Raw genomic sequence first — 12,142 nt, 5'->3', positions numbered from 1 at the left:
TGTTAAAGTAGTCGCTGTCTTGACTAGAATAGGGAATACACATGGGTTTACGTTGGACGGACAGCATCGACATTGCCATTGAGTTATATGAGGCGCATCCCGATGTCGATCCGCAATGGATTCGTTTTACCGATTTGCACGCTTGGGTCTGTGCTTTGCCAGAGTTTCAAGATGATCCCGAAAAATCGACTGAAGGCATCTTAGAAGCCATTCAAATGGCGTGGATTGACGAAGCACGTTAATCTAGCGGTGTGAAGCAAGATTGATTTGCCGATCAAGGTCCTGCACAATGCGCTTCATATCGAAAAAAGCAATTTTTTTACACATCAAAAGCAGAAAATAGCCCATTATTCGGTATAATGCGGCAAAATTTTCGCGTCAACATTGACTTAAGGAGCCAATCATGGCTATTGAACGTACTTTATCTATCGTAAAACCAGATGCAGTTGCTAAAAACCACATCGGTGACATCTTTGCTCGTTTCGAAAAAGCTGGTCTTAAAATCGTTGCGACTAAAATGAAACACCTTTCTCAAGCTGAAGCTGAAGGCTTCTACGCTGAGCACAAAGAACGTGGTTTCTTTGGTGACCTAGTTGCGTTCATGACTTCTGGTCCAGTCGTTGTTTCAGTTCTTGAAGGTGAAAACGCAGTTCTTGCTCACCGTGAAATTTTAGGTGCAACAAACCCTAAAGAAGCTGCACCTGGTACAATCCGTGCAGATTTCGCTGTAAGCATCGATGAAAACGCTGCTCACGGTTCAGACTCAGTTGCATCTGCAGAGCGTGAAGTAAACTACTTCTTTGCTCAAACTGAAGTTTGCCCACGTACTCGTTAATACGCAGTATTCAAACCAGATAAGTGTTATTATGCTTATCTGGTTTTTTATTCTCCGATTTTTATTTTCTGAATAAACCTTTGCTCACCTCTTGAGCTTCTCCTTTCATCTTTAGACATGGTTTAGGTATACACACATGAGTACAGAAGTCCTCGCTGCATCTGCGACAGATGTTCAGCAAGCATCTGCGTCCGCTCCTGCACAGTCTGCGACTGCAGAGAAAGTGAATCTCCTTGGCATGTCACGTCCACAAATGGAAAAATTCTTTGAAGATTTAGGCGAGAAGAAATTCCGTGCAGGGCAGGTGATGAAATGGATTCACCAGTTTTTTGTTACAGATTTTGCTGAAATGACCAATATTTCAGGCAAGTTACGTGAAAAACTGGAAAAGATTTGTGAAATTAAAGCGCCTGAAGTGGTGCATAAAAATTATTCTAAAGACGGTACTCGTAAGTGGGTATTCCGTGTCGGTGATGGTGAAGGCTCATTGGTCGAAACCGTTCTGATTCCTGCCGAAGACAAAACTGGCTCACGTAAAACCCTGTGTATTTCATCGCAAGTAGGTTGTGCACTTGACTGTTCATTTTGTTCTACGGGTAAACAAGGTTTTCAGCGTGACCTAACCCAAGCCGAAATTATTGGTCAGTTGTGGATGGCAAACTATTCCTATATGGAAGATGTGCCTGTGATTGAACGTGAGCGTTCTGTGACCAACGTGGTGATGATGGGTATGGGCGAACCGTTGTTGAATTACGATGCCGTCTTGAACGCCATGCGCATTATGCTAGATGACTTTGCTTATGGCATGTCTAAGCGTCGTGTGACTTTATCGACTTCGGGTGTTGTACCTAAAATTGACCAATTGGCACAAGATATTGATGTGGCTTTGGCAATTTCTTTGCACGCCACCAATAACGAACTGCGTGATGAACTTGTTCCAATCAATAAAAAATATCCATTGGAACAATTAATCGCAGCTTGTCAGCGTTATATTGGCAAAGATGGCAACGAAAGTGCGCGTAAACACGTGACCATTGAATATGTCATGTTAGATGGTGTAAATGACCATCCTGAACATGCGCAGCAAATGATTAAGCTACTCAAGAACCTGCCAAGCAAGATTAATTTGATTCCATTTAACCCATTTCCGCACGCGCCGTATGGACGTTCAAGCCGAAATCGAATTATTTCTTTCCAAAAAACTTTGTCTGATGCAGGTTTTGTGTGTACGATTCGTCAGACACGTGGTGATGATATTGATGCTGCGTGTGGGCAATTGGTCGGACAAGTGGCAGACCGCACCCGCCGTGCCGAACAGTGGAAAAAGAAAGTTGCAGCGCAAAATGAAATCATACGCTCGCAAGGATAATGACTTGTATAGATAACTAACTTGCATCGAACGAAGACGCAAAGGGGATGTCCATTGAATAAGCCTGTATTTAAAATCGCACAAATTACAACTGTTTGTATTTCGGCAATTTTTGCTGCAGCTTGTCAAACCACAGCTCCAACCTTAGGGCAAAAAGACCCTGAAAAAGCGGTGCAAGTACGTACGCAGTTGGCAGCAGAATACTTAAAAAATGGCGATTTAGACTCAGCCAAACGCGCACTTGATCAAGCTTTGGAAAGCGATTCACGTGATTCCACCGCTAATATGATGATGGGCGTGTTGCTGCAACAAGAAGGCAGCAAGCTGAATTTAGAAAAAGCCGATGCGTATTTTAAGCGTGCCATTGCCGCTGACCCAAAAAATGCACAAGCGCGTAACAACTATGGTACGTATTTATATCAAGTAGAACGCTATAATGATGCGATTGAGCAGCTCAGTATTGCAGGTGCAACACTGGGTTATGATCAACGCTTTAGAGCATTGGAAAATGTAGGTCGTATTTACTTGAAATTAGGCGATATAGAGAATGCCGAAAAGTCATTCAAACAAGCCTTGCAAGCCAATCGCGATTCTTATGTTTCAATGTTAGAGTTGTCGGAAATTTTATATTTAAGACAACAATTTGCACCCGCGCGACAATTGTATGAACAATTTGTACGTGCTGTGGGGCAAAAAAATCAGGGTGCGCGTGCCTTATGGATTGGGATTCGTTTAGCACGTGCCAATGGCGATCAATTGGGAACTCAGGTTTTAGTGAACCAGCTGCGTGCATTATTTCCCAATAGCCAAGAATACCAACGTTATTTGCAATTACAGTACAGTACTGAGGCCGTATGGAAGTAAATCCTAATTCACCGCAACCCACACAGGGGACAACGCCTGTACCCCATGCATTAGGAAATGTTCAACGTCCAGGTGAGTACCTTCGTCAAATTCGCGTCAATCAAAAACGCGAACTGGATGATGTTTCAAAAGATTTGAAAATTCCATTAAAAACGCTGATGGCGCTAGAGCAAGACGAATATACCGCTTTGCCTGAAGCGACCTTTATTAAAGGTTATTATCGTACCTATGCCAAATATTTACAGGTCGATGCTTCAGCCATTATTCAGCGTTTTGATGAAATTTATGCCAACGATACAGGGTTGTTGCCAAATCACGCCTTGAACAATTCACCCATCAAAATTATGGGAAAACTGCCAGGCTCTAACCGCGATCGCAATAAAAAGTGGCTCACACGTATCGCTGTGATTGTGGCGGTATTGCTGTTGTTGTGGGCATTGGTCGCGCTAATTCAAAACTGGATGTCGTCTGGTCAAGAGGGTGCAGAACCTGAAATTGCAGTACTGCAATCCGATGTGCAAATCATTTCTGACAATGCGACAGGCAGCACGCCTGCACTTGCTTCGGGCGATCAGCTGAATTTGCAATTTGCTCGTCCAACTTCAGTGCATATTGTTGACTCTGCTGGCAATGTTTTAGCGACAGGACGTCAAGCCTCTACTTTAAATTTACAAGGCGAAGCCCCATTTCAAATTCGCTTAGATGATGCGACTGCTGTGTCATTAAGTTTGAACAATGAGTCGATTTCATTATCGCCATATACTGTGAACGGAAAAGCAGAATTCCGTTTATCTCGATAATGCAGCAAGGTAGAGCGATATCATGATTGTAAATCCAATTCAACGCCGTCCGACCCGTAAAATTCGTGTGGGTTCTGTCTATGTGGGTGGTGATGCGCCCATTAGCATCCAAAGTATGACCAATACGGAAACCTGCGATGTTGCTGCAACCGTGGCGCAAATTCAGCGTTGTGTAGATGCGGGCGTAGACATCATGCGTGTTTCTGTACCAACCATGGAAGCCGCAGCTGCATTTGGCGAAATTCGTAAGCAAGTATCTGTGCCGTTGGTGGCAGACATTCACTTTGACTATAAAATTGCATTGGCAGTTGCCGATGCGGGTGCAGACTGTTTGCGGATTAACCCGGGTAATATTGGTTCGGAAGCCAAGATTCGTGAAGTGGTGGCTGCTGCCAAACATCATGATATTTCTATGCGAATTGGTGTGAATGCAGGATCGCTGGAAAAAGATATTCAGAAAAAATATGGCGAGCCGACAGGTGCAGCATTGCTGGAATCTGCTATGCGTCATATTGATATTTTAGACCGTTTAGATTTTCAGGAATTTAAAGTTTCAGTCAAAGCATCGAATGTGTTTTTAACCATGGATGCTTATCGTTTGTTATCACAACAAATTGATAATCCATTACATTTAGGCGTAACTGAAGCAGGTATTTACCGTACAGGCACCGTAAAATCTGCAATTGCCTTGGGCGGTCTGCTCATGGAAGGTATTGGCGATACTATGCGTATTTCGCTTGCGGCAGAACCTGAAGATGAAGTCAAAATCGGTTTTGATATTCTAAAATCTTTAGGTTTACGCTCTAACGGGATTAACTTTATTGCCTGCCCAAGCTGTTCACGTCAGGAATTTAACGTCATTTCTGTAATGCAGGCATTGGAGGAGCGTTTAGAAGATATTCGTACTCCAATGGATGTATCGGTCATTGGTTGTAAAGTGAATGGCCCGGGCGAAGCTAAAGAAGCTGATATTGGTGTGGTGGGCGCAAGTCCGCGTTCATTGGTTTATCGTAATGGTGAAAAGAGCCATTTAATTGATACCAATCAACTCGTTGATGAAATCGAAAGCATGGTTCGTCAGCGTGTTACAGAGCTTGAACAAGCTAAATCTAAAGAGATTATTCGTACAAATTTTTCTGAGTAAGTCATGAGTTCAATTGTTGCAATTAAAGGTTTTAATGACATTCTTCCAACGCAAACACCTGCGTGGAGACGTCTAGAGCAACATTTAGCATCTTTAATGGATGCTTATGGTTATCAACAAATTCGTTTGCCAATGGTTGAGCAAACCAATTTGTTTAAGCGTTCAATTGGTGATGCGACCGATATTGTTGAAAAAGAAATGTACACATTCTTAGACAAGGGTAATCCGCCTGAGTCTTTGACTTTGCGTCCTGAAGGAACTGCGGGTTGTGTACGTGCCATGTTAGAGCACAATTTGCTACGTGGTGCGACACCGCGCGTGTGGTATATCGGCCCAATGTTTCGTTATGAAAAACCGCAAAAAGGTCGTTATCGTCAATTCCACCAATTTGGTGTAGAAACTTTTGGCGTTGCAACACCAGATATGGATGCCGAACTTATTTTAATGACTGCGCGTTTATGGAAACGTATGGGCGTTGCCGATAAAGTTCGCTTAGAGTTGAATACGCTGGGTGAGTCGGATGAGCGCGCAGCGTATCGTGCCGCTTTGGTTGAGTTTTTGGAAGCGCACAAAGCCGATTTAGACGAAGACTCACAGCGTCGTTTAAGTACTAACCCACTGCGTATTTTGGACTCGAAAGATGCTAAAACGCAAAGCATCCTAGAAAATGCTCCAAAATTGCATGATTTTATGGGTGAAGATACGCTGAATCACTTTGCCCAATTACAGCAGTATTTAACCGATGCAGGCATTGAGTTTGTGATTAATCAAAAACTGGTACGTGGTTTAGATTATTACAATAAAACCGTTTTTGAATGGACAACCACGCATTTAGGTTCGCAAGGCACAGTTTGTGCAGGCGGGCGCTATGATGGTTTGGTTGGGCAGTTGAAGGGTAAGGCAGATCAGTCCGTACCTGCCGTGGGCTTCGCCATGGGCATTGAGCGTTTATTGTTGTTGCTTGAGCAAGTCGAAGACAATACGCCTGTACGTGATTGTGAAGTATTCTTGTTGGCAGATCCAACAACTCAAGGCAAGGCGTTGGTTTTAGCTGAGCAAATTCGTGACCAATTCGAACAAGCGGGCAGCCAGATTCGCTTAAAAGTTGGTTCACAAGGCTCAATGAAAAGCCAAATGAAAAAAGCCGATCAATCAGGTGCAATCTATGCCTTGATTTTTGGTGAGCGCGAAGCGGAAGCACAGCAATTGGCAGTGAAAACCTTGGCAACTGCTGAGCAAACGACTGTTGCAGTGACCAAAATTGTGCCTTTCATCATTGAAAAATTTTCTTCACAATAAGCCAAATAACATAAGGAAAAGGGTAATCCAATGAGCGCATTGAGTGATGACGAACAACTTGATAGTTTAAAATCGTTTGCGAAAAAATATGGTTCAGCCATGATTAGCGGGATTTTAATTGCGTTGATTGCCTTTTTCGGATGGCAATATTGGCAGAAAAAAACCTTGGCAGAGCAGCAAATGAATACTGCTAAAGTGCAACAACTGATGGATGATGCACGTACAGCAGAAGGCAATCCAGATGCCTTCAGTCAATTGTCTGCAACTGCCGATAAAATTGTGAAAGAAGTCCCTGATTCTGCGCAAGCTATTCAAACTCAATTCTTAATGGCTAAACTCGCTTACGATCAGCAAGATTTTGCTGCCGCAGAAAAAGCCTTAAAGAAAGTTGAAAACTCTAAAGTAAAAGACCAAGGCTTAGTGCAATTGGTTAAGTTGCGTTTGGCTTATGCACAGTTGGCGCAAAAGAAATACGATGAAGCTATTCAAAGTTTGGCCGCGGTGACTGATCCTGCATTTAAAGCGACTGCAGATGAAGCGCGTGGCGATGTTTATGTCGCGAAAAATGACCGTGAAAATGCCAAAAAAGCCTATCAAAGTGCATGGGATACTTTGGTGGAACGTAAACAAGAACGTCAAATTTTACAAATAAAACTCGAAAGTGTTGGTGTTTTGGTGGATGATCCTGAAATTGAACGCCCAGTATTAGAAACACAAGTGGATGAGAGCTAATGAATAGAAAGTATAAAATACCGTTTGCACTGACCGTTTTAACCCTCGCTTTAGTGGGGTGTTCTACCAATAAAATTAAAGTTGCAGAAGTTAAGCCAAATCCACTGCCAAAACTTGAGCAAGCACAAAGTCTAGTTCCTGTATTTTCACAAAGCGTTGCATCGACTACATCAGCCGATCCACTACGCCTGCAATTAGATGCCGAAAACGGGGTAATTTATACTGTTGATCCTAAAGGTGAGATGGCTGCCTATCAAGGCAAGCAACGTCTTTGGCAAAAACAAGTGTCTAAGCAAGGCTTAACGGCAGGTGTCAATGCTGCTGAAGGCATTGTGGTTGCAGGAAATGCCAAAGGTCAATTGTTTGCTTTAGATCAGCAAACAGGTGAACAAAAGTGGGTTGCAAAGTTAACAGGAGCAATTCTTGCACCATCGTTAATTCAGGCAGGTCGTGTGGTGACTGTAAGTAATGATGGCACGGTATATGCACACAATGCCGAAACAGGTCAATTGGTTTGGACTTACAATTTACCAAACGTACAATTTAGCTTACGTGGCATGGCGGCACCCGTTGCGCTCGATTCACGTACTGTGCTGATTGCTTCTGCAAATGCCTATGTCTATGCACTAGATATTGTTACAGGCGTACCACGTATGCAGCGTCGTGTTGCTATTAGTGAAGGCCGTTCAGATATTCAACGCTTAAATGATATTGATGGCGACCCTGTGGTTGCAGGTCAATTCTTAGTGACCACAAGCTATCAAGGTCAGGTCACTGTATTGGACTTAGCTTCACAACAAGTGATTTGGAGTGAAGACGCAAGCAGTACCAAACGCCCAGAAGTGGCGGGGAATGGTGTATTTGTCAGCACTGCAGATGGCAAAATTGCAGCTTATGAAATCACATCAGGACAAGCACTTTGGGAAAATGACAGTTTACTCAACCGTCGTTTATCTAATCCTGTATTGTTTGGACAATATTTAGTGGTAGGTGATTTAGATGGTGTCTTACACCTCATTGATCCAAGTTCAGGGCAACTGGTTGGACGTTCAAAAACCAATGGCGAAGTCCGTTCATTGCGTGTAATTGACAATCAACTCTATGTCGCAACGCAAAAGGGCGCATTAAGCGTTTGGCAGAACCGCTAATTTTGTTCTGACTTTTATGCTAAAATAGTTGTCCGTATTTTTACGCGGGGTAATTGAATCATCAATGCCCCGTGTTTTTATTTAATAGAGTGGTCGATGTTCTCTCTGTCGTTTGCGTGGTCGCAACGCTGAACCCAACATCCATACTCTGTTCTTTCTTCCACAGTTTCGGATGTACAGACCATTGAAACTGACTGATCTTGAATAAAGGTTAATCTATGAAACCCGTAATTGCGCTCATTGGTCGTCCGAACGTCGGAAAATCAACGCTGTTTAACCAGATTACCAAGAGCCGTGATGCACTTGTTGCCGACTTTGCAGGTCTGACACGTGACCGCAAATATGGTGATGCAACCTATCAAAATAAATCTTTCATTGTGGTCGATACTGGCGGTATTGGCGAAAGTGAAGGTGGCATCGACTCTTACATGGCTGAACAATCTAAAACAGCCATCCATGAAGCCGATATGATCATTTTTGTGGTCGATGCACGTGCAGGCTTGTTGGCATCGGATGAGCAAATTGCGCGTGAATTGCGTACTTTGGGCAAAAAAGTATTCTTGGTGGCGAACAAAGTAGATGGCGTACATGCCGAAGCCGCTTTGGTTGAGTTCTTTAAACTGGGTATGGGCGAGCCATTGCAAGTGGCTGCCAGCCATGGTCGAGGCGTTCAGCAAATGCTGGAAGACGTTTTGGCAGATGTTCCTGAAGATGAAAACCCAGATGCACACGATCAAGACACAGGTTTGCGTTTAGCCATTATTGGACGTCCAAACGTGGGTAAATCGACACTGGTCAATCGTTTATTGGGCGAAGAACGTGTAGTGGCATACGATCAGCCAGGTACGACACGTGACTCAGTCTATATTCCGTTTGAGCGCAACGAACGTAAATACACCTTGATTGATACTGCAGGTGTGCGTCGTAAAGGTAAGGTCGATGAAATGATCGAGAAATTCTCGATTGTGAAAACCTTGCAAGCCATGAAAGATGCACACGTGGTGGTGATTGTGGTTGATGCACGTGATGGTATTGTCGAGCAAGATTTGCACTTAATTGGTTACGCACTTGAAGCAGGGCGTGCCATGGTGATTGCGATTAACAAATGGGACAATATGTCCGAATATGATCGCAAACAATGTAAGTTAGATGTTGAGCGTCGTTTTGACTTTATTCCATGGGCAAAAATCCACCTGATTTCTGCCTTGCATGGTACAGGCGTGGGTGACTTATATCCATCTATCCACCGTGCGTATGAGTCATCGCACTTAAAAGTGTCACCTGCCAAATTGACGCAAATTTTGAATGACGCAACAGATGCACACCATCCACCTAAAGTGCAAGGTCGCGCTATTAAAATGCGTTATGCACACATGGGTGGACAGAACCCGCCAACCATCGTGATTCATGGTAATAAGGTCGATAAAACTCCTGCAGATTACCGTCGTTATTTAGAAAACGTGTTCCGTAAAGTCTATAAGCTAGAAGGTACACCTGTAAAAATTGAATTTAAAACCTCTGAAAACCCATTTGAAGGGCGTAAGTCACAAGTGGATGAGCGTACTGCGGCACGTCGTCGTCGTTATGTGCAGAAGTTTAAGAAAGCCGAGAAGAAGTTTAAGCGAGGCTAAGGCTTAAATTTTGACGCGTTTGATTAAAAAATCCCGAATGTGAATTCGGGATTTTTTTTGAGCAACTTAATTTAAATATAGATAGATGTAGAATTAATGACGCTTCGCCAACAAGCTATTCGACAGACGATTTAACCATTGTGGGCTAATACTCGAAAGTTGCATTAGGGTTTTGGCTTTTAAACCGACCGCACGATGCGTATTGGTCAGAATCGAATCTTTAACCGTCGCTTGTTGATACACCACCTGGGCGACATCTTCTGTCGATAAATGCACGCCCATGTTTTGAATGGTGGCTGCATCCATATCTTTCACCATTGCAGTTTGTACAAATAGCGGCATGACATCTAAGACCCGAGTGCCGTATTTTTGCCACTCTATATCTAAACCTTCCGTAATGCCACGTACTGCAAATTTGGAAGCAGAATAAGAAATTAAATCGGCTTGTCCATAAATCGCAGATGCCGAAGACAGGTTAATCACCCGTGCAAAACTTGCTTGTTTTAAATAAGGCAAAGCCGCATGACAACCGTTTAATACACCATTCACATTCACTGCCATAGTCCGATGATGCGCTTCTATGGGTGTGTCTTCAAATGCGCCTGAGTAGAGAATTCCTGCATTATTCACCAAAATATTCAATTCACCTGCCCATTGGCAAAAATCGGATAATGCAGCTTGCCAACTGGTATAGTCTGCTACATCAAGCAAACCTGCATGCGCACGCTCACCCAATTGTTCTGCCAATTGCTGTGCTTGTGTGAGATGAATATCATAAATACCGACACGGTAACCTTGCCGATAAAACAATTGTGCGATTGCCGCACCAATGCCTTGTGCAGCGCCACTAATCAAGATACTGTGCATTTGAACTTGCTCCCTGATGTTATTTTTGTTGTGCATATCGTCCTTGCCGTCTGAGCATAACAAAAAAATGGTGCATTCGTGCAATAAATTGAAATAAGGAACAACCCATGCAGCAATTGCTTTCAATCATGCAACAGTTACGTCAACAATGCCCGTGGGATCAAAAACAAACCCCAGAAAGTTTGACTCAATACGCAATTGAAGAAGCTTATGAAGTTGAAGCAGCAGTGCGTTCAGGCAAGGTGGATGATGTACGTGATGAACTGGGTGATTTGTTGTTGCAAGTGGTGTTTCAGGCACAAATGTATAGCGAACAAGGCGCATTTGATTTTCAGGATGTGGTGCAAGCCATTTGCGATAAATTGATTCGTCGGCATCCACATGTTTTTCAGGCAGAACAGTTTGCGCAGCTCAGCGCAGAAGATGTCGCTGCCTTATGGAAAACCATCAAACAACAAGAAAAACAGGGTAAAGCAAAGTCCCGTTTAGATGAGGTGAAACATGCACCCGCTTTGGTGCAGGCACAGCAAATTCAGCAGCATGCGGCACAATTGGGCTTTGACTTTCATACCGTGCAAGATGCGTATGGCAAGTTAGAAGAAGAATTGCAAGAATTACAACAGGCGATTCAACAGCAACAATCCGATGAAATACAGGATGAGTTAGGGGATTGTTTGTTTTCTTTAATCAATGTTGGGCGTAAACTTGGCGTGTCCAGTGAGTTGGCATTATTGGGCACAATTCATAAATTTAGAACACGCTTTGCTTACATTGAAGATCAGGCCGAATTACAACAAAAAACAATAGAAGATATGACTTTAGAAGAAATGGATCAACTTTGGGAGCAGGCAAAACAACAATTAAAATGACAGGTTTTGCGGCAACATGAATATATCGCAGCAATTAAAAGTTTCTTTTCGCTTTTTTTCTTTCGGATGGCAGTACTGGCTTGCATTGCTGTTATGCAGTATCAGTGTATGGACTACAGCACAAAATGTGCAATCTAAGCCTGCGCAGGTGGCTGGGCACAGCTATGATCAAAACTATTTAAAATGGAAAGCGCAGCAAGCCGCGCAAGATCAGCGTTTAAGTGCGGCTCAAACCACATCATCAAGCGCAGAACATTATTTAGCACGTCCTACTCAGCAAAGTGCGCATACAAATCAAGTGCGTTTAAATAGCGCTTCACTAGAACAATTGCAGCAATTGTCTGGGGTGGGCATGAAAAAAGCACAAGCGATTGTGGAATACCGAAAACAAAATGGAAAATTCCAAAGTATTGAAGAACTTCAGCAAGTCAAAGGGATTGGCCCTGCCTTATTTGCCAAGAATAAACACAAGTTGGCATTGTAGCTGCAAGCAGAATTTTAGCACTGCACATTGCAAAATTAGCATGTGAATCAAATTGCCCTTTGATTGTGTTAGAGATATGATTAGCGACATCTTATCTGTT

The 12,142-nt window shown here is 43.2% G+C and carries 13 protein-coding genes; 12 read left to right on the top strand and 1 reads right to left on the bottom strand.

The window, feature by feature from the left end:
• Positions 1-41: 41 nt before the first annotated feature.
• The 10 genes from iscX to der all read left to right on the top strand — a co-directional run bounded on the left by iscX (position 42) and on the right by der (position 9,822).
• Entirely contained in the window at positions 42-242 is a 201-nt protein-coding gene (gene iscX / locus FTU98_RS04240; RefSeq protein ID WP_004975089.1) for a Fe-S cluster assembly protein IscX, read from the top strand.
• Positions 243-403: 161 nt separating this feature from the next.
• Positions 404-835 carry a nucleoside-diphosphate kinase gene (ndk, locus tag FTU98_RS04235; RefSeq protein ID WP_004975092.1) on the top strand — a complete coding sequence of 144 codons (432 nt, stop codon included), beginning with the start codon at positions 404-406 and terminating at the stop codon, positions 833-835.
• Between the two features lie 136 nt (positions 836-971).
• Positions 972-2,204, top strand: a complete 1,233-nt coding sequence (gene rlmN, locus FTU98_RS04230; RefSeq protein ID WP_004975094.1) for a 23S rRNA (adenine(2503)-C(2))-methyltransferase RlmN — start codon at positions 972-974, stop codon at positions 2,202-2,204.
• A 75-nt stretch (positions 2,205-2,279) separates the two neighbouring features.
• Positions 2,280-3,068, top strand: a complete 789-nt coding sequence (pilW, locus tag FTU98_RS04225; RefSeq protein WP_371971077.1) for a type IV pilus biogenesis/stability protein PilW — start codon at positions 2,280-2,282, stop codon at positions 3,066-3,068.
• Positions 3,059-3,868: a RodZ domain-containing protein gene (locus FTU98_RS04220; protein ID WP_004975098.1), complete on the top strand. Its 810-nt coding sequence runs from the start codon at positions 3,059-3,061 to the stop codon at positions 3,866-3,868. Before pilW ends, FTU98_RS04220 begins: the two co-directional genes overlap by 10 nt.
• A 22-nt stretch (positions 3,869-3,890) precedes the next feature.
• Positions 3,891-5,012 carry a flavodoxin-dependent (E)-4-hydroxy-3-methylbut-2-enyl-diphosphate synthase gene (ispG, locus tag FTU98_RS04215; protein ID WP_004975100.1) on the top strand — a complete coding sequence of 374 codons (1,122 nt, stop codon included), beginning with the start codon at positions 3,891-3,893 and terminating at the stop codon, positions 5,010-5,012.
• Between the two features lie 3 nt (positions 5,013-5,015).
• Positions 5,016-6,311, top strand: coding sequence for a histidine--tRNA ligase (gene hisS / locus FTU98_RS04210; RefSeq protein ID WP_004975101.1), 1,296 nt, complete (start codon positions 5,016-5,018; stop codon positions 6,309-6,311).
• A 30-nt stretch (positions 6,312-6,341) separates the two neighbouring features.
• Entirely contained in the window at positions 6,342-7,043 is a 702-nt protein-coding gene (locus FTU98_RS04205; protein WP_180050493.1) for a tetratricopeptide repeat protein, read from the top strand.
• Positions 7,043-8,191, top strand: coding sequence for an outer membrane protein assembly factor BamB (gene bamB, locus FTU98_RS04200; RefSeq protein ID WP_180050491.1), 1,149 nt, complete (start codon positions 7,043-7,045; stop codon positions 8,189-8,191). Before FTU98_RS04205 ends, bamB begins: the two co-directional genes overlap by 1 nt.
• Before the next feature lie 218 nt (positions 8,192-8,409).
• Positions 8,410-9,822, top strand: a complete 1,413-nt coding sequence (gene der, locus FTU98_RS04195; RefSeq protein WP_004975107.1) for a ribosome biogenesis GTPase Der — start codon at positions 8,410-8,412, stop codon at positions 9,820-9,822.
• A 93-nt stretch (positions 9,823-9,915) separates the two neighbouring features.
• Here der and FTU98_RS04190 read toward each other — a convergent pair whose 3' ends face one another.
• Positions 9,916-10,689, bottom strand: coding sequence for an SDR family oxidoreductase (locus FTU98_RS04190; protein WP_180050489.1), 774 nt, complete (start codon positions 10,687-10,689; stop codon positions 9,916-9,918).
• 107 nt (positions 10,690-10,796) lie between these two features.
• On the opposite strand from FTU98_RS04190, the gene mazG reads away from it, so the two are divergent.
• Both mazG and FTU98_RS04180 read left to right on the top strand, forming a co-directional pair.
• Positions 10,797-11,558 carry a nucleoside triphosphate pyrophosphohydrolase gene (gene mazG / locus FTU98_RS04185; protein ID WP_004975111.1) on the top strand — a complete coding sequence of 254 codons (762 nt, stop codon included), beginning with the start codon at positions 10,797-10,799 and terminating at the stop codon, positions 11,556-11,558.
• Between the two features lie 16 nt (positions 11,559-11,574).
• Positions 11,575-12,042, top strand: a complete 468-nt coding sequence (locus FTU98_RS04180; RefSeq protein WP_180050487.1) for a ComEA family DNA-binding protein — start codon at positions 11,575-11,577, stop codon at positions 12,040-12,042.
• Positions 12,043-12,142 lie beyond the last annotated feature (100 nt).

This window comes from Acinetobacter sp. YH12211 (assembly GCF_013418015.1).
Lineage (GTDB): Bacteria > Pseudomonadota > Gammaproteobacteria > Pseudomonadales > Moraxellaceae > Acinetobacter > Acinetobacter towneri.
This window is presented reverse-complemented; position numbering and strand designations above follow the sequence as displayed.